This window comes from Streptomyces gobiensis (genome assembly GCF_021216675.1).
GTDB classification, from domain to species: Bacteria; Actinomycetota; Actinomycetes; order Streptomycetales; family Streptomycetaceae; genus Streptomyces; species Streptomyces gobiensis.
Window position 1 is genome coordinate 3,222,501 of the sequence record NZ_CP086120.1, and the last position, 17,391, is coordinate 3,239,891.

The window sequence follows — 17,391 nt, forward strand, 5'->3', positions numbered from 1 at the left end:
AGAGACCAGCGAGAAGCGACTGTTTACTAAAAACACAGGTCCGTGCGAAGCTGTAAGGCGATGTATACGGACTGACGCCTGCCCGGTGCTGGAACGTTAAGGGGACCGGTTAGTTCTGCTTTGGCAGGGCGAGGCTGAGAACTTAAGCGCCAGTAAACGGCGGTGGTAACTATAACCATCCTAAGGTAGCGAAATTCCTTGTCGGGTAAGTTCCGACCTGCACGAATGGCGTAACGACTTCTTGACTGTCTCAACCATAGGCCCGGTGAAATTGCATTACGAGTAAAGATGCTCGTTTCGCGCAGCAGGACGGAAAGACCCCGGGACCTTTACTATAGCTTGATATTGGTGTTCGGTTCGGCTTGTGTAGGATAGGTGGGAGACTGTGAAGCCCGTACGCCAGTATGGGTGGAGTCGTTGTTGAAATACCACTCTGGTCGTGCTGGATGTCTAACCTGGGTCCGTGATCCGGATCAGGGACAGTGTCTGGTGGGTAGTTTAACTGGGGCGGTTGCCTCCTAAAGGGTAACGGAGGCGCCCAAAGGTTCCCTCAGCCTGGTTGGTAATCAGGTGTTGAGTGTAAGTGCACAAGGGAGCTTGACTGTGAGACTGACGGGTCGAGCAGGGACGAAAGTCGGGACTAGTGATCCGGCGGTGGCTTGTGGAAGCGCCGTCGCTCAACGGATAAAAGGTACCCCGGGGATAACAGGCTGATCTTCCCCAAGAGTCCATATCGACGGGATGGTTTGGCACCTCGATGTCGGCTCGTCGCATCCTGGGGCTGGAGTCGGTCCCAAGGGTTGGGCTGTTCGCCCATTAAAGCGGTACGCGAGCTGGGTTTAGAACGTCGTGAGACAGTTCGGTCCCTATCCGCTGTGCGCGTAGGAGTCTTGAGAAGGGCTGTCCCTAGTACGAGAGGACCGGGACGGACGGACCTCTGGTGTGCCAGTTGTTCTGCCAAGGGCATGGCTGGTTGGCTACGTTCGGAAAGGATAACCGCTGAAAGCATCTAAGCGGGAAGCCTGCTTCGAGATGAGGACTCCCTCCCCCATGAGGGGTTAAGGCTCCCAGTAGACGACTGGGTTGATAGGCCAGATATGGAAGACCGGTAACGGTTGGAGTTGACTGGTACTAATAGGCCGAGGGCTTGTCCGCAGTTGCTCGCGTCCACTGTGTAGGTTCTGAGGTAACGACCAGAACCAGAACCGGTTTTTTTGGTTGTGAACTTCATAGTGTTTCGGTGGCCTTGGCGAAGGGGAAACGCCCGGTTACATTTCGAACCCGGAAGCTAAGCCTTTCAGCGCCGATGGTACTGCATGGGGGACCGTGTGGGAGAGTAGGACGCCGCCGAACAATCATTGATGAGAAGCCCCGTTGGGAAACCAACGGGGCTTCTCTGCGTTGCCGTCGCCAGATACGGTGTCGGGATGAGCGGCGGCGCACAGGTGATGTGGGACGAGGCGGTCACCGGCTATGACTTCGGTCCCGGGCATCCGATGGATCCGGTCCGGCTTGCCCTGACCATGCGGCTTGTCGAGGCTTTCGGACTTGACCGGAAGGCCGATGTGGTGGCGGCCAATACCGCCGGAGACTCCACGCTGCGGCTGGTGCACCGTGCCGACTACATCGAGGCTGTACGACGGGTATCGGCGGCGCCGAAGAGCGCGGATGGTTCCTACGGTCTGGGGACCGAGGACGATCCGGCGTTCGCCGGAATGCATGAGGCGTCCGCGCTGATCGCCGGTCAGTCCGTCGGGGCGGCCGAGGCGGTGTGGCGCGGAGAAGTGCCGCATGCCGTGAACTTCGCGGGCGGACTGCATCACGCCATGGCAGGGGCGGCGGCGGGCTTCTGTGTCTACAACGACGCCGCCCTCGCCATCGCGCGACTGCTGGAGCTGGGCGCCGAGCGCGTCGCCTACGTGGATGTGGATGTGCACCATGGTGATGGGGTGCAGGCGGCGTTCTGGGGTGATCCGCGGGTGCTGACCATCTCCGTGCATGAGCACCCTCGCCTTCTCTTTCCCGGCACCGGCTGGCCCGAGGAGGCCGGGGGACAGGGCGCTGAGGGCACCGCGGTCAATGTCGCGTTGCCGCCGGGGACGACGGATGACGGCTGGCTGCGTGCGGTGCATGCGGTGGTGCCGGAGCTGTTGAGTGCTTTCCGGCCCAGTGTGCTGGTGAGCCAGCATGGTGCCGATACACATATCGAAGACCCGCTCGCACATCTGGCGGTGACGGTGGACGCGCAGCGGGCGGCCTCGGTGGCCCTGCATGAGTGGGCGCACGAGTATGCCGATGGGCGGTGGGTCGCGCTGGGAGGCGGGGGCTACGCGGTGGTGGATGTGGTGCCGCGCAGCTGGGCGCATCTGGTGGGGATCGCGGCCGGAGCGCCGATTCCGCCGGAGACCGAGGTGCCGGAAGAGTGGCGGCAAGAGGCGTACCTGATGACGCGGCAGACGGCGCCACTGCGGATGACGGATGGGGCCGATCCGCAGTGGCGGGACTGGCACGAGTCGGGATACGACCCGGCGGACCCGGTGGACCAGGCCGTGCTCGCTACTCGGCGGGCGGTTTTCCCGGGGCATGGCCTGCTGCCCTAGGTACGTGTGTGCGAAGGGTGATGGTGCGGGGTTTCCGGCCCGTATGACGGGCTGGACGCGTAAGCATGGCGGCCGTGTTGAGTGTGGACGCCCTTCGGGCGCATCTGCTGGCGGCCAGGCTCGCGGGAACGATCGCGACCACGCGGGAGAAGAGCCTGCGCCGCTACCGGCTCTTCGCGGCCCGCGACCCAAGGACGCTGCTCGGGCTGGAGCCCGAACGGGACTGGACCGTACCGCAGCTGCTGACGTTGATGGCGAAGGAGTGCGGGGTATCAGCCGACCCGGCGACGGTTTCCGGTCAGGATACGATCGATCCCGACCAGACCATTGCGGCTCTCGATGCCTTCGCCGAACGGCTCGCGCTGGCTGCGCTGCGGCGTACGCCTGTGTTGCTGGGTACCGGGCATCCTGACCGGCTCCTTGGGTTCTACGCCGATTTGGCCTATGCCCTGTCGGCGGCGGGGTGTTCTGTTCTCACCCCAGCGAAGGGGAGATGTATCGACATAACGACCCGGTTTGGCGTACGCCCGTACAACCTTTGCTACGTGCGGGGAGTCGCATTGATCCACGCGGCGGGAGTGCGGCCCGGTTCCGGTGCGCCGGGCGCACACAGCCATTCTCCGCTGCCGCTTCGGATCGCGCTCGCCGCCGCGACGGCCACCGGAAGTCCGCTGCCAGGGCTCGTGATTGGGGACCATGGTTGGGTTTGCGGTGCAGGTCAGCTAGGCATTGAGGCTATGGGACCGGCCGATACGGACGACCCCGCGGTGTTCGTCGGTCAGGCCGAGGGACGGGTGTCCGTGGCCGTTCCACTTGATGACGCTGTGCGGTCCGAGCACTACCGCCCACTCACGCGCTATGTACTCAATCGGGCGTGTCTGTCCCAGTAGGAGGCCGATCGCTACTCCTCTTCCCCACTTGCATCACCCGCCCCTAATCTGGGGAGGAGCGCACATGCGAGCAGGAGTCACCGGAGGGGAAGCCGGTGCCCGACATGTGCGGAAGGTTCAGGTGTGATATGGCTGCTGAGGCAAGGCCTCTGAACGAGGTTGTGTTCCTGACCGTGGCGGAAGTCGCCACGGTGATGCGTGTATCCAAGATGACCGTGTACCGGTTGGTGCACAGTGGTCATCTGCCGGCGATCCGGGTGGGCAGGTCCTTCCGGGTCCCTGAGCAAGCTGTTCACGAATACCTCCGAGAGTCCTATGTGGGGGTGGAAAGCGCCTGACAGGCGATCCGTGACTGCCCTCGGATTACGACCATCACTCGGCGGCGGGTAGGCTGGGCCGACGTAGGTAGTGTGGGCTCGGACGCCCCGCACCGAGTGAATCGAAGTGAGCGAGGGTAGTCGTGGGCTCTGTTATCAAGAAGCGGCGCAAGCGGATGGCGAAGAAGAAGCACCGCAAGCTGCTCAAGCGCACGCGTGTGCAGCGCCGCAACAAGAAGTAAGCAGTAAGCAGCAAAGCGAGCGCGCAGCACGCAGGTCTTAAGACCGATCTTCCGCAGCCCTCCCACCGCATCGTCGGTGGGAGGGCTGCGGTGTGCGGACATGCGGTGTGCGGACATGGGTGTGCCGACATGCGGGCGTAGCGGACCGTATGGATCGCGTCACTTTGGGCATCCAGAGGTCACGACAGCGCAATATCCACCCGATACGGTGGCCACGGGCGTGGACGCAGCGGTGAGGGAGGGGTTTTGGGCAGGGTCGTACTCATCACTGGAGTCGCCCGGCAGCTGGGCGGTCGCCTGGTGCGGCGTATTCAACGCGAACCCGATGTGGACCGGGTGATCGCCGTGGATGCCCTGGCGCCAGCGCACCATCTCGGCGGCGCGCAGTTCGTCCGGGCCGACATCCGGCAGCCCGCGATCGGCAAGCTGCTCGCTGAGCACGCTGTCGACACGGTCGTCCACATGGATGTGAACGGCACCCCGCTGACCCCGCGCAGCGGCCGGGCGTCGGTCAAGGAGACCAACGTCATCGGCACCATGCAGCTCCTGGGAGCCTGCCAGAAGGCGCCTTCCGTGCGGCGCCTGGTGGTGAAGTCCAGTACGAATGTCTACGGCTCCGCGCCCCGCGACCCCGCTGTCTTCGTTGAGTCGACCGCACCCAAGGCGCTGCCCAGCGGTGGCTTCGCCAAGGACACCGTCGAGGTCGAGGGGTATGTGCGCGGCTTCGCCCGGCGCCGTCCCGATGTGGCGGTCACCGTGCTGCGTTTCGCGAACATCCTGGGGCCGTGTGCGGACTCCTCATTCGCCGAGTACTTCAGATTGCCGGTGCTGCCGACCGTATTCGGCTATGACCCGCGGCTGCAGTTCGTACATGAAGACGATGCGATCGACGTGCTGTCGCTGGCGGCCGGAGAGCCGCGGCGCGGCTCGCTGAACGCCGGGACGTTCAATATCGCGGGCGACGGCGTACTGCTGCTGTCGCAGTGCGCGCGGCGGCTCGGGCGGCCCACGCTGCCGCTGCTGCTCCCGGCGATCAGCTGGGCCCGTACGGCGCTGCGTGCGGTCGGCGTCACGGACTTCTCGCCGGAACAGATCCGGCTGCTCACCCATGGCCGGGTCGTGCTCACCACGCAGATGCGTGAGGCCCTCGGTTTCGAACCCAGGCATACAACGGCCGATACCTTCGCCGACTTCGCGCGGACCCATGGACCCGGGCTGCTGCCGCCGGAGACCCTCGCCCATGCCGTCGACCGGATACAGGAGGCCGTCCGCAATGGCTGACGCCAAGGTCATTCCCTTCGACGACGACCGTTCGCGAGGTACGGGCAATACGGCGGGGCGGGGTCGGCGCAGCGGGCGGCGTAAGGGCGACGCGGCGCCGTCGCTGGCCTCCGTGCCCGTAACCGGGCAGTCACCCGCACAGCAGGCGGAGGCGGCCCCGGAGCCGCCTTCGGGGCCGCTTGCGGAGTCCCGGCTGCTGGACCGGCTGCTGGGCGGTGGCTGGGACCGTAAGGCGGCCCAGGGGCTGTCTTTTCTACGGCGGCGGGTCACCGGGGAGTACGAGGTCGACGACTTCGGCTATGACGCGGAGCTGACCGACCAGGTGCTGATGTCGCTGCTGCGGCCGATGTACGAGAAATACTTCCGGGTTGAGGTGCGGGGGGTTGAGAACATCCCGGCGGATGGCGGCGCGCTGGTGGTCGCCAACCACTCGGGGACGCTGCCGTGGGACGGGCTGATGCTTCAGGTCGCCGTCCATGACCACCATCCGGCCGACCGGCATCTGCGGTTGCTCGCCGCCGATCTGGTCTTTGTGCTGCCGGTCGTCAACGAGCTGGCCCGTAAGGCCGGGCACACTCTCGCCTGCGCGGAGGACGCCGGGCGGCTGCTGGAGCGCGGCGAGGTCGTCGGGGTGATGCCCGAGGGCTTCAAGGGGATCGGGAAGCCCTTTTCGGACCGCTACAAGCTGCAGCGCTTCGGCCGGGGCGGCTTTGTCTCCACGGCGCTGCGTGCGGGGGCGCCGATTGTGCCGTGCTCGATCGTGGGGGCGGAGGAGATATACCCGATGCTCGGCAACGCCAAGACGGTGGCGCGGCTGCTTGGGCTTCCGTACTTCCCGATTACGCCGACGTTCCCCTGGCTGGGGCCGCTTGGCGCGGTGCCGTTGCCGACGAAGTGGACGATCCAGTTCGGGGAGCCGATCCCTACGGATGGTTATCCGGCGGAGGCGGCGGATGATCCGATGCTGATGTTCAATCTGACGGATCAGGTGCGGGAGACGATTCAGCACACGCTGTACAAGTTGCTGGTGCAGCGTCGGTCGGTGTTCTTTTAGGCCCCTGTCCCACCCCTTCCCGTAACTGGGGGCGCTGCCCCCAGACCCCCGGTCCTCAAACGCCGGACAGGCTCATGTGAGCCTGTCCGGCGTCGTGCTACTTGTCGTCGTCTACCTCCAGGCCCAGGCCGGGGAGGCCGCCGGGGAGGAGGGGCGGGATGGTGACGTCCGGGGGCGGGGGCTGGAGGGAATCCTTGCCACTGCCGCTGGAGTCGGTTTCGCTTTCCTGCGCGGGTGGGTCGAGCAGGCCCGACCCACCAAGGAGGCCGTCTTCCCGCTCCTCGGGGTTCGAGTTCGACGGGCTGGGCGGCTCGCTGTCGGCCGTGCGCCCGTCGGAGGGCTGGTCCTCCGAGGAAGGCGTGCCCGGCTGGGTGCCGGGCTCCTGGCCGGTGTGGTCACCGGTCTCCGGCCTGCCCTCGGACATCCTGCTGTCCGGCTCGGGCGGTAGCAGCGACCGGATCGGGATGACCTCATCGTCTATGGCGTCGAAGACCGAGCTCACCTCGTCGCCGACATCCTGCAGCTGCGCCGGAAGCTTCTGGCGCAGCTGGGCCCAGCCGCTGCGATGCGTCTTGGCGAAGGAGGACAGCGACTGCATTGGAGCGATCTTGCCATCGCGCTCATACGCCTGGCTCAGCAGTCGGTGCCCCTCTGAGGCGTCGTGCCGCATGGAGCTGAGCGCCCTGCGGACATCGCCCAGCGCCTCGTGGTCCAGCGGACCCGATCTGCCGCGCTCCATGAGGCGTCGGGCTTCGTGCAGCCGGGTCGAGGCATGGTCCAGGTGCACCCTGCCGCGATCGGTGTCACCACCGGCCAGGTCGAGCTTGAGGTCTTCCATGCCGCGCTTCAGCCCGTAGAGCGTGTCGCCGGGCAGGGCGTTCGTACTGGCCGCTGCGACACCGCTGAAGGCGCCCGCCGCGACGCCCACCGTCAGTCCGCCCGCTGCGAGGCCCTTGGTCAGCCGCGATCTGGGGCGCAGCTTGCTCAGCGATCCCAGCGGGACGGCCCGATGCGCTCCTTTGCGCGAGCGGGTGCGCTGCTCGGGTACCAGCGTGCCGCCCTCCGCGAGGTGTGTCTCCATCGCGGCGATCAGCCGGGCCCGGTGAACGGTCTTCACCTCATGATCCAGCTCCGGCTTCGGCAGGGCGTCCAGCTCTCTGGCCAGCGCGAGCATCATCGCCTGGTCGGCCTCGCCCGGTGGCCCCTCCGGGCTGGCCGGGCTGGTCGAACCGTTCAGAACGGCGCCCTCGGTCCGGACACCGCTGCCTGCGCCCTCGGGGTCTTGCTCCTCGAGGGCCTGGGCGAAGGCGTTGGCCCGCCGATTCGTCGATACGGATCCGATCACGGGCGGCACCTCCTCTCGTCAGCACGGTCGACTCCCGGCTCATACGGAAGGTTGCACGGCCTCTGCGGGCTCACCCATTCGGGTGAAGATCCGGCGGGTAAAACGAGGCCGCGGGGAGTCTGCAACCCCCACAACGAGCGGCAGCGCACTCGGGTTACGGAGTGGCGATGATGTGACCGGGAGGTTGACCGAGAGGTCATCCAGGGTCACGAAGAGTCACCGTGCGTCGTCCGGAAGGAGCCGGGCCAGCGTACGAACGGCCCGATACTGAAGGGTTTTGATCGCCCCCTCGTTCTTGCCCATGATGCGTGCCGTCTCCGCGACCGAGAGGCCCTGCAGAAAGCGGAGCGTCACACACTCCTGCTGCTGCGGGTTGAGCCTGCGGACGGCCTCCAGCAGGGCGGCGTTGGAGAGGGATTCCAGCACCGAGTCCTCGGGGCTGCGCTCGACCTCGTTGGCGTCGAGCATTTCACCGGTGGTCACCTCCAGCCGGAAGCGGCTCGACTTGAAGTGGTCGGCGACGAGGTTACGGGCGATGGTGACCAGCCAGGCGCCGAAGTCGCGGCCCTGCCAGGTGAAGGTGCCGATGCGGCGCAGGGCGCGCAGGAAGGTCTCGCTGGTGAGGTCCTCGGCCGTGGCACGGCCGCCGACGCGGTAGTAGATGTAGCGGTAGACGGTGTCGGAGTACTGGTCGTAGAGCTGTCCGAACGCTTCGGACTCGCCGTCCTGGGCGCGTTCGACCAGATCCATCATGCGGCGGCTGTCGCTGTCGGTCGCGGGGCGGCGGGCCGTGGAGGTGCCGGCGGCTCCGGCGCGGCTGCGTCTGCCCACGGCGGTCGCTGCCGCTGTGCTGGTGGCTCCGTCGGCCAGGGCGTAGGCAGGGCCTACGGGGACGGGCGCGGCGAAAGCCGGGATGGCGTACGCGGTGGGGACGGAGACGAGTGCGCGCAATTGGTCGACGACCGTCGTGCGCAGCGTAGCCAGGCCCGAGGCGTCAACCCCGACGTGTGGGTACACGGGACTCCCAGAGGCAGAGCTTTCATCACGTGCAGTTCGGGACCGAACGCCCGGTGGTGGGGCGTATAGGTACCGGATTGCGTCTGAGGAGAATAACGCTTCGTACAGGCCGTGCTACGCCTAGTTGCCAAAATCGTCGATTCAGTTCGCTCTCTTACGTATTGGTGGTCGATCACATATCGAACAAGTGCCGCTTATTGATCGGTTGAGCGTGCGGTTCGGTCGATTCCCGGGCGAGTTGTGGTTGAGCTGATATAGGGGGACTGCCGGGGCGCGGGAGGGGGTAAGAACGCACGATGGCCCGCTGGCGGGCTCGCCGGACAGCGGGTGCGGGTGCCGGAGGCCTAGCGGCGACGGCGTTGCAGGGCTACGAGGGCCACCGTGCCGCCCGCTACGGCGCCTACTCCGGCGGCCGCCGGTATGCCGACTCTGGCCGCCTTCCGGCCGGTCCGGTAGTCACGTAGTCGCCAGCCGTTTTCGCGAGCGTGTACGCGTAGCCGGTTATCAGGATTGATCGCATATGGATAGCCGACGAGCGAGAGCATCGGGATGTCGTTGGCCGAGTCGCTGTACGCGGCGCAGCGGTCGAGGTCCAGATCCTCCGCGGCGGCCAGGGCGCGTACGGCCTCCGCCTTCGCGGGGCCGTGCAGGGGCTCGCCGACGAGCCGCCCCGTATAGACGCCGTCCACCGACTCGGCCACGGTGCCCAGCGCGCCGGTCAGGCCGAGCCGCCGGGCGATGATCGTCGCCGTCTCCACCGGGGCCGCGGTGACCAGCCACACCTTCTGGCCCGCGTCCAGATGGGCCTGGGCCAGGGCGCGGGTGCCCGGCCAGATCCGGTCGGCCATGTACTCGTCGTAGATCTCCTCGCCGATGCGCATCAGCTCGGCGACACGGTGGCCCTTGACGATGGACAGGGCGCTGCTGCGGACATCCTCCATGTGCTCCGGGTTCTCGGACCCGGCGATACGGAAGCAGGCCTGCTGCCAGGCGAAGCGGGTGAGATCGCGGGTGCGGAAGAACCTGCGCTTGTACAGACCCCGGCCGAAGTGGAAGAGCGCCGCGCCCTGCATCACGGTGTTGTCCAGGTCGAAGAAGGCTGCGGCGCGGGTGTCACCGGGGGTCGGGAATTCGGACTCGTGTTCGTGTTCGGTTTTGCGAGCCGCCTCGGCGGCGGCCTCGCCAGCGAGAACGCTCCGCGCGGTCGCGGAGCGCTTACGAGGGGTGAGCCATGCCAGTCCGCCCATACGGCGAGCATAGCCACTTTGTTCTAGTGGTCCGGTTACGTGCGGATGTCCGGGGTGGAACGGGCGGGACAATGGCCGCATGAAGACTGTGACCCTCATCGGAAAGCCTGGCTGTCACCTCTGCGACGACGCTCGCGAAGTCATCAGGGAAGTGTGCGCGGAGGTGGGTGCGGCCTGGGAGGAGAAGGACATCAATCAGGACGCTGAGCTGCATCGCAAGTACTGGGAGCAGATTCCGGTGGTGCTGGTTGATGGGGCGCAGCATGACTTCTGGCGGGTGGATCGGGGGCGGTTGCGCCGTGCGCTCCGGGCGTAGCCGGCGGGGGTTTCCCCGATCCCGCCCCTTCCCGGAAACCGGGGCTTTCGCCCCGGGGCCCCGGGGTTGGTCCGGTGCGGGCCGGTGGCCGGGTGTTGTGCCCACCCACAGCCCCTCGCGGGGCTGCGAGTGCCCACAACAACGGGCGGGTGTGCGTGTGGCGCCGGTCACTTCGGGGGGACAAAGCGGACAGTATCTTTGTGCACGCGTTCACAAAGGCATAGCCTGTGCCCGACGGAGCGGTTCAGGCGCGTGCGGCGCACATGGCCGCTCACCGCTTCGCGTAAACGGCAGGAGCACCGTGGCAACTGGCCGAACCCACCGACCGGCGACCCGCAGCCGAGGGATTCCCGAGGCTACCGTCGCCCGGCTTCCGCTGTATCTGCGGGCGTTGACCGCGCTCTCCGAGCGCTCGGTGCCCACGGTCTCCTCGGAGGAGCTGGCGGCCGCCGCCGGGGTGAACTCGGCGAAGCTGCGTAAGGATTTTTCCTACCTTGGCTCCTACGGGACACGCGGGGTCGGCTATGACGTGGAATACCTCGTTTACCAGATCTCCCGGGAGCTGGGGCTGACCCAGGACTGGCCGGTTGTCATCGTCGGTATCGGTAACCTCGGCGCCGCGCTGGCCAACTACGGCGGCTTCGCGTCCCGGGGCTTCCGGGTCGCCGCGCTGATCGACGCCGACCCGGCGATCGCGGGGAAGCCCGTCGCGGGCATTGAGGTGCAGCACACCGATGGGCTCGAGAAGATCATCGATGAGAACGGCGTCTCGATTGGTGTGATCGCCACGCCCGCGGGTGCCGCGCAGCAGGTCTGTGACCGGCTGGTGGCCGCCGGGATCACCTCCATCCTCAACTTCGCGCCCACCGTGCTGTCCGTGCCGGACGGGGTGGACGTCCGCAAGGTCGATCTGTCGATAGAGCTACAGATCCTCGCCTTCCATGAGCAGCGCAAGGCCGGTGAGGAGGTGCCCGAGCAGGACACCGCGCCGCCCGCGGCGCCGCCCGCCGCCTCCGTCACCAAGCGCGCCGCCACCGCACCCACCTCCGGCAGCGCCGCCAGTCGTGCCGGGCACGAGTCGGGACCTGACGGGGATGTCCCCGCCGTGATGCCCGCATGAGTCTTCTTGTCGTCGGACTGAGCCATCGCAGCGCGCCGGTGAGCGTGCTGGAACGTGCCGCCCTCGCCCCTGAGCTGCGTGGCGGGCTGCTGCAGGACGTGGTCGGCGCCGAGCCCGCTACGGAGGCGGCGGTGCTGTCGACCTGCAACCGGATCGAGCTCTACGCCGACGTGGACAAGTTCCACGCCGGGGTCGCCGAGCTGTCCACGCTGCTGGCCCAGCACAGTGGTGTCGGCCTGGAAGAGCTCACTCCTTATCTCTACGTCCACTACGAGGACCGGGCCGTACACCACCTCTTCTCGGTGGCCTGCGGGCTGGACTCGATGGTCGTCGGCGAGGGGCAGATCCTCGGCCAGATCAAGGAAGCGCTCGCCGTCGCCCAGGCGCAGCACAGTGCCGGGAAGCTCCTCAACGACCTCTTCCAGCAGGCGCTGCGCGTCGGCAAGCGGGCACACACCGAGACCGGCATCGACAAGGCCGGTCAGTCGCTGGTCACTTTCGGTCTGGAACAGCTCGCCGGTGGGGTCGAGGTGGACAAGTGGGTGAGGGGCAAGCGCGCGCTGGTGATCGGCGCGGGCTCGATGTCCTCGCTCGCGGCTACGACGCTTTCGCGTGTCGGTGTGACCGAACTGGTGATCGCCAACAGGACGTTGGAGCGCGCTGAGCGGCTGGCCGCCACCGCGCAGGCCAGTGCCGTGCCGATCGACGCGGTGGCCGAGGAGCTGCCGCGCGCGGACATCGTCGTCTCCTGCACCGGAGCGACCGGGCTGGTGCTGACGGTCGGAGCGCTCGAGCGCGCCGTCGCCGAGCGCCGCGCGGCCGGTACGGCGGGCATGGCGCCGTTGGCGCTGCTGGACCTGGCCATGCCGCGGGATATCGACGCCGCAGCGCACCGGGTCGAGGGCGCCCGGCTCGTCGACATCGAATCGCTCGCGGAGGCCGCCGCGGACGCGCCGATGGCCGCCGATGTGGACGCGGTACGCGGCATAGTGGGTGATGAGGTAGCCGCCTTCGGCGCCGCCCAGCGGGCCGCGACGATCACCCCGACCGTGGTGGCGCTGCGCACCATGGCCGCCGATGTGGTGGCCAGTGAGATGGCCCGGCTCGACGGCCGGCTGCCCGAGCTCGATGACAAGCAGCGGGCGGAGATCATCCAGTCCGTGCGCCGTGTCGTCGACAAGTTGCTGCATGCACCAACCGTGCGTGTGAAGGAGCTCGCCGGGGAGCCCGGGGGCGCCGGATACGCCGACGCGCTGCGGGAACTCTTCGACATCGACCCCCAGACGGTCGCCGCAGTCAGCAAGCCGAACAACAGGAGCGGCAATGAGCACTGAAGCCCTGAAGCTGGGCACCCGCCGCAGTAAGCTCGCCATGGCCCAGTCCGGGCAGATCGCCGAGCAGGTGAAGCAGCTCACCGGGCGTCCCGTGGAGCTGGTCGAGATCACCACATATGGTGATGTGTCCAGAGAGCCCCTGGCCCAGATCGGCGGTGCGGGCGTGTTTGTCACCGCGCTGCGCGAGGCCCTGCTCAGCGGTGAGGTCGACTTCGCCGTGCACTCGCTCAAGGATCTGCCCACCACCCAGCCCGAAGAACTCGCGCTGGCCGCCATCCCGCCGCGCGCCGACCCGCGTGACGCGCTGGTCGCCCGGGACGGGCTGACCTTTGAGCAGCTGACCGCGGACCCGGAGCGGGTCGCGCGGATCGGCACCGGTTCGCCGCGCCGGATGGCACAGCTCAACGCGTGGGCACGCGCGATCGGCCGGGACATCGAAACAGTTCCGATCCGGGGGAATGTCGACACCCGAATCGGGTTCGTGCGTTCCGGTGAGCTTGACGCGGTCGTGCTCGCCGCCGCCGGACTCACCCGTATCGGCCGGCTCGACGAAGCCACCGAGCTTCTTGACCCCGACTCAGTCCTGCCCGCTCCCGGCCAGGGGGCACTGGCAGTCGAGTGCGCGGCGTCCAACGCGCACCTGACCGCCCAGCTCGCCGAGCTCGACGACCCGTTCACGCGGGCCGCTGTGACCGCCGAGCGAACCCTGCTCGCCGCCTTGGAGGCCGGCTGCAGCGCACCCGTGGGTGCGCTGGCCGACCTTCCCCCAGTTCTCGGCTCCGCTCGAGACTGGGGGGACCTCCATGTCGACGGGCAGGTTGTCACCGAAATGCGCCTGCGCGGCGTCGTCGGCACGACCGACGGCTCAACGCTGGTGCAGCTGTCCACCACCGGTTCCGTACCGGCGTCCGCCGAAGAAGCCACGGCACAGTCCCAGCGAATGGGCCGTGAACTCGCCGACGCGATGCTCGCCAAGGGTGCGGCCGGTCTGATGGGGGAGCGAGCACTTTGAGCCCCACCACCGCCCAGAACCCGGCGACGCCGAAGACCCAGTCGGCAACGCCACGACCACAGCGCTTGTATGGCGCACACGGACACGTCACCTTCCTCGGTGCCGGGCCGGGGGACCCGGGACTGCTGACCCTCCGCGCCGTCGAGGCACTGGCGCAGGCCGATGTGCTGGTCGCTGACCCACAGGTCTACGACGTGGTACGGACCCACGCCCGGGCAGGTGTGGACGCACCGCTGCAGACCGCGGCTGACGAGACATCGGCCACAGCTGCCGGTGCAGCAGATCTTGTCATGGCGGCCGCGCGCGCTGGCAAGCGGGTGGTACGTGCGGTCACGGGCGACCCCGGACTGGACGCGGACGCGGCCCAGGAGATGCTGGAGTGCGCAGCCGAGGGCATCACCTTCGAGGTGGTACCCGGCATCGCCACAGCGGTAGGCGTACCCGCCTACGCCGGGGTGCCGTTGCGTGACGCACACGGCACCGATGTCCGCTTCATCGACGCGCGGACCGCCGATGACCGGTGCTGGACCGAGCTGGGCGCCAGCGACGCCACCGCCGTTGTCTCCACCACCCTGGATACGGTGGTGGCCGCCGCCGGTGAGCTGGTCGCCGCGGGCCGTAAGCCGGACACCCCGCTGACCGTGACCATCGCGGGCACGACGACGCGGCAGCGCACCTGGACCGCGACGCTCGGCTCCATCGCGCAGACGCTGAAGCAGGCCAAGGTGCTGCCCACGGCCAATGGCCCGGCGGGCTGGGGAGATCAGCCCGTCATAGCCGTGGTCGGTGAACGCAGCGCGCCCGCCCAGCGCGACCAGCTGGCCTGGTTTGAGTCCAAGCCGCTGTTCGGCTGGAACGTTCTGGTACCGCGGACCAAGGAGCAGGCCGCTTCGCTCTCCGACCAGCTCCGGTCGTACGGCGCTGTCCCCTCCGAGGTCCCGACCATCGCCGTTGAACCCCCGCGCACCCCGCAGCAGATGGAGCGCGCGGTCAAGGGCCTGGTCACCGGCCGCTATGAGTGGATCGCCTTCACCTCCGTCAACGCGGTGAAGGCCGTCCGGGAGAAGTTCGAGGAGTACGGTCTCGACGCCCGTGCCTTCGCCGGGATCAAGGTGGCGGCCGTGGGGGAACAGACCGCCAAGGCGCTGGTCACCTTTGGGGTGAAGCCCGATCTGGTACCCAGCGGTGAGCAGTCCGCGGCCGGGCTGCTGGAGGACTGGCCGCCGTATGACCCGGTGTTCGACCCCATTGACCGGGTCTTCCTGCCACGCGCCGATATCGCCACCGAGACGCTGGTGGCGGGCCTGATCGAGCTGGGCTGGGAGGTCGACGACGTCACGGCGTACCGCACCGTGCGCGCCTCGCCGCCGCCCGCCCAGACCCGCGAGATGATCAAGGGTGGCGGCTTTGACGCGGTCCTTTTCACCTCTTCGAGTACGGTCCGCAATCTCGTCGGGATCGCGGGCAAGCCGCACAATGTGACGGTCATCGCCTGTATCGGTCCGGCCACCGCCAAGACGGCGGAGGAGCATGGGCTGCGTGTCGACGTCCTCTCACCGGAGCCCTCGGTGCACAAGCTTGCTGAGGCGCTTGCGGAGTTCGGCGCCCAGCGCCGGGTGGCGGCCATCGAGGCGGGTGAACCTGTCAAGCGGCCGAGCGAGAAGCGGCCGACCCGGAGGAGGGCACGTTCTTGAGCACCTATGGCAGCTACCCGGCAGCGCGGCCGAGGCGGCTGCGCACTACGGCGGCGATGCGGCGGCTGGTCGCCGAGCACCGGCCGCACCCCGCTGATCTGATCCTCCCGGTCTTCATCCGGGAGGGCGTCAGCGAACCGGTGCCGGTCTCCGCCATGCCGGGCGTGGTGCAGCACACCCGGGACAGCCTGCGGAAGGCCGCCGTTGAAGCGGTCGAGGCGGGCGTCGGCGGGATCATGCTCTTCGGCGTACCGGAGCGGAAGGACGCCATCGGCTCCCAGGGCACCGACCCCGACGGCATCCTGCAGGTCGCCCTGCGGGATGTGCGTGCCGAGATCGGTGATGAGCTGGTCGTCATGTCCGACCTGTGCCTGGACGAGTACACGGACCACGGTCACTGCGGTGTGCTGGACGAGCAGGGGCGGGTCGACAACGACGCCACCCTGGAGCGCTACGCGGAGATGGCGCGGGTGCAGGCAGCCGCGGGCGCGCATGTGCTGGGGCCCAGCGGCATGATGGACGGCCAGATCGGGTACGTACGCCGGGCCCTGGACGAGGCCGGGCACCAGGATGTCTCGCTCTTCGCCTACACGGCCAAATACTCCTCAGCCTTCTACGGGCCGTTCCGGGAGGCCGTGGGCTCCTCGCTGAAGGGTGACCGCAAGACGTATCAGCAGGACCCGGCCAACGCCCGGGAGTCCCTGCGCGAGCTCGCGCTGGACCTCGCCGAAGGCGCGGACATGGTGATGGTCAAGCCCGGCCTGCCGTATCTGGATGTGCTCCGTGACTTCACCGAGCGGGTGGATGTGCCGGTCGGGGTGTATCAGATCTCCGGTGAGTACGCGATGGTTGAGGCCGCGGCGGAGAAGGGCTGGATCGACCGGGAGCGGGCGGTCCTGGAGACGCTGACCAGCTTCAAGCGGGCGGGCGCGAGCATGGTGCTGACGTACTGGGCGACGGAGGCCGCGCGCTGGCTGGGGCGCGAGCGGTAGCTCCCGTCACGGGGAGGGGAGCTGGGGGGTGCCGTAGACCGGGCCGTAGGGGGTGTCGTCGGCCTTGGCCAGGGCGGCGGGGGAGATCCGGCGCAGGCAGTCGGCGGCGGAAGGGCCCGTGCAGCCCAGCCGTTCCGCCAGGGCCGTGCCGTCCCGCAGTGCCTCCTTACGGGTCCGGTGTGCCGCCTCGTCCGCGCATGAACCGCCCCGCACGATCGCCCGGCGGAACAGATAACCGGAGCCGGGTGCGGCGAGTTGGGCGCACTCGCCAACGAGGGTGACATCGGACGGGTCGCCGCCGAACGCCTTGGCGTTGCGCTGCACCCAGCGCAGCACGGCCTGCTGGTCTTCCAGGCCGAAGTTGCCGGAGTCCTTGAGCGAGGGATGGGCGAGGTAACCCAGCGGCCCTTGACGGTGGTTGGCGGTGACGAGGATGGTGCCGCCCTCGGCGGCAGGGGGACTGGTGTCACGCAGCCACACCGTGATGGGCCTGTTGGCGCCGACCGACACATTCCGCGGGGTGCTGACATTGAGGTAGAGGCAGTCCTCGTCACCCCCGGACGACGGCGGGCAGGGTGGGCCGGGCGCTGTGCCGTCCCGTACGCCGCTCCAGTTGGCCGCGGGCTGCGGCGACCTCCAGCGCAGTGGCCCGGTGGGCGGGGCGGCGTAGGGGATGCCCTGGAAGATCCGGGCGTCATCGGTGACCGTGCCTCGTATGGCCCCCTGGTCGCTGCGTACGACCGAGGGGTCCGGGTCGCCGCCACCGGTCGTACGGGCGGCGGCGACCAGCGTGGCGGCCATCAGGACAGCGGCGATCGTGCCGAGTGCTGCTTTCCGTACCTTCGCCGCTGTCGTCAACATGCCATTGACGCTACGGAGTCGGGGGCCGCCGCGAAATCCAATTAACCCCCGGGTGGGGGTGGTGCCAGC

General features: G+C 68.0%; 16 protein-coding genes and 2 rRNA genes (1 of these 18 cut by a window edge). 14 read left to right on the top strand and 4 right to left on the bottom strand.

What is annotated here, in order from left to right; genetic code table 11:
• The 8 genes from test1122_RS15060 to test1122_RS15095 all read left to right on the top strand — a co-directional run.
• Positions 1-1,155: ribosomal RNA gene (locus tag test1122_RS15060) — 23S ribosomal RNA — on the top strand (it extends 1,971 nt beyond the left edge of the window).
• An 81-nt stretch (positions 1,156-1,236) separates the two neighbouring features.
• Positions 1,237-1,353: ribosomal RNA gene (gene rrf, locus test1122_RS15065) — 5S ribosomal RNA — on the top strand.
• Between the two features lie 74 nt (positions 1,354-1,427).
• Positions 1,428-2,600, top strand: a complete 1,173-nt coding sequence (locus test1122_RS15070) for an acetoin utilization protein AcuC (protein WP_232269681.1) — start codon at positions 1,428-1,430, stop codon at positions 2,598-2,600.
• A 74-nt stretch (positions 2,601-2,674) separates the two neighbouring features.
• Positions 2,675-3,490 carry a phosphatase gene (locus tag test1122_RS15075; protein ID WP_232271917.1) on the top strand — a complete coding sequence of 272 codons (816 nt, stop codon included), beginning with the start codon at positions 2,675-2,677 and terminating at the stop codon, positions 3,488-3,490.
• 128 nt (positions 3,491-3,618) lie between these two features.
• Positions 3,619-3,828 (top strand): helix-turn-helix domain-containing protein, encoded by a 210-nt coding sequence (locus test1122_RS15080; protein WP_232269682.1) that lies wholly within the window; start codon positions 3,619-3,621, stop codon positions 3,826-3,828.
• 122 nt (positions 3,829-3,950) lie between these two features.
• Entirely contained in the window at positions 3,951-4,049 is a 99-nt protein-coding gene (locus tag test1122_RS15085; RefSeq protein ID WP_003948845.1) for a 30S ribosomal protein bS22, read from the top strand.
• Between the two features lie 246 nt (positions 4,050-4,295).
• A complete protein-coding gene (locus test1122_RS15090) occupies positions 4,296-5,330 on the top strand; it encodes an NAD-dependent epimerase/dehydratase family protein (RefSeq protein ID WP_232269683.1) in 1,035 nt (344 codons plus the stop codon).
• A complete protein-coding gene (locus tag test1122_RS15095; protein WP_232269684.1) occupies positions 5,323-6,384 on the top strand; it encodes a lysophospholipid acyltransferase family protein in 1,062 nt (353 codons plus the stop codon). The genes test1122_RS15090 and test1122_RS15095 overlap by 8 nt, the downstream gene beginning before the upstream one ends.
• Positions 6,385-6,481: 97 nt before the next feature.
• Here test1122_RS15095 and test1122_RS15100 read toward each other — a convergent pair whose 3' ends face one another.
• From test1122_RS15100 to test1122_RS15110, 3 genes are all read right to left on the bottom strand, one after another.
• Complete coding sequence (locus test1122_RS15100; protein ID WP_232269685.1) at positions 6,482-7,729, bottom strand: DUF5667 domain-containing protein; 1,248 nt, start codon at positions 7,727-7,729, stop codon at positions 6,482-6,484.
• A gap of 216 nt (positions 7,730-7,945) precedes the next feature.
• Positions 7,946-8,746 carry an ECF subfamily RNA polymerase sigma factor, BldN family gene (locus test1122_RS15105; protein ID WP_232269686.1) on the bottom strand — a complete coding sequence of 267 codons (801 nt, stop codon included), beginning with the start codon at positions 8,744-8,746 and terminating at the stop codon, positions 7,946-7,948.
• 344 nt (positions 8,747-9,090) lie between these two features.
• The gene (locus tag test1122_RS15110) at positions 9,091-9,993 is read right to left on the bottom strand and encodes an HAD family hydrolase (RefSeq protein WP_232269687.1); all 903 of its coding nucleotides are present in this window, start codon (positions 9,991-9,993) and stop codon (positions 9,091-9,093) included.
• Between the two features lie 79 nt (positions 9,994-10,072).
• Between test1122_RS15110 and test1122_RS15115 the strand changes: the two genes are divergently transcribed.
• The 6 genes from test1122_RS15115 (at position 10,073) to hemB (ending at position 16,461) form a co-directional block, all read left to right on the top strand.
• Positions 10,073-10,309 (top strand): glutaredoxin family protein, encoded by a 237-nt coding sequence (locus test1122_RS15115; RefSeq protein ID WP_232269688.1) that lies wholly within the window; start codon positions 10,073-10,075, stop codon positions 10,307-10,309.
• A gap of 301 nt (positions 10,310-10,610) precedes the next feature.
• Positions 10,611-11,429: a redox-sensing transcriptional repressor Rex gene (locus tag test1122_RS15120; RefSeq protein WP_232269689.1), complete on the top strand. Its 819-nt coding sequence runs from the start codon at positions 10,611-10,613 to the stop codon at positions 11,427-11,429.
• The gene (locus test1122_RS15125; protein ID WP_232269690.1) at positions 11,426-12,763 is read left to right on the top strand and encodes a glutamyl-tRNA reductase; all 1,338 of its coding nucleotides are present in this window, start codon (positions 11,426-11,428) and stop codon (positions 12,761-12,763) included. Before test1122_RS15120 ends, test1122_RS15125 begins: the two co-directional genes overlap by 4 nt.
• Positions 12,753-13,775, top strand: a complete 1,023-nt coding sequence (gene hemC, locus test1122_RS15130) for a hydroxymethylbilane synthase (protein WP_232269691.1) — start codon at positions 12,753-12,755, stop codon at positions 13,773-13,775. The genes test1122_RS15125 and hemC overlap by 11 nt, the downstream gene beginning before the upstream one ends.
• Positions 13,772-15,469 (top strand): bifunctional uroporphyrinogen-III C-methyltransferase/uroporphyrinogen-III synthase, encoded by a 1,698-nt coding sequence (locus test1122_RS15135; RefSeq protein ID WP_422396989.1) that lies wholly within the window; start codon positions 13,772-13,774, stop codon positions 15,467-15,469. Before hemC ends, test1122_RS15135 begins: the two co-directional genes overlap by 4 nt.
• A complete protein-coding gene (gene hemB / locus test1122_RS15140) occupies positions 15,466-16,461 on the top strand; it encodes a porphobilinogen synthase (protein ID WP_232269692.1) in 996 nt (331 codons plus the stop codon). Before test1122_RS15135 ends, hemB begins: the two co-directional genes overlap by 4 nt.
• Positions 16,462-16,467: 6 nt before the next feature.
• Here hemB and test1122_RS15145 read toward each other — a convergent pair whose 3' ends face one another.
• Positions 16,468-17,322, bottom strand: a complete 855-nt coding sequence (locus test1122_RS15145) for a carboxylesterase family protein (RefSeq protein WP_232269693.1) — start codon at positions 17,320-17,322, stop codon at positions 16,468-16,470.
• Positions 17,323-17,391: the final 69 nt, after the last annotated feature.

Coding starts and splice junctions, on each gene's coding strand:
- test1122_RS15070 (WP_232269681.1), top strand. CDS start 1,428: ATGAGCGGCGGCGCACAGGTGATGTGGGACGAGGCGGTCACCGGCTAT.
- test1122_RS15080 (WP_232269682.1), top strand. CDS start 3,619: ATGGCTGCTGAGGCAAGGCCTCTGAACGAGGTTGTGTTCCTGACCGTG.
- test1122_RS15095 (WP_232269684.1), top strand. CDS start 5,323: ATGGCTGACGCCAAGGTCATTCCCTTCGACGACGACCGTTCGCGAGGT.
- test1122_RS15110 (WP_232269687.1), bottom strand. CDS start 9,993: ATGGGCGGACTGGCATGGCTCACCCCTCGTAAGCGCTCCGCGACCGCG.
- test1122_RS15115 (WP_232269688.1), top strand. CDS start 10,073: ATGAAGACTGTGACCCTCATCGGAAAGCCTGGCTGTCACCTCTGCGAC.
- test1122_RS15125 (WP_232269690.1), top strand. CDS start 11,426: ATGAGTCTTCTTGTCGTCGGACTGAGCCATCGCAGCGCGCCGGTGAGC.
- hemC (WP_232269691.1), top strand. CDS start 12,753: ATGAGCACTGAAGCCCTGAAGCTGGGCACCCGCCGCAGTAAGCTCGCC.
- test1122_RS15145 (WP_232269693.1), bottom strand. CDS start 17,322: ATGTTGACGACAGCGGCGAAGGTACGGAAAGCAGCACTCGGCACGATC.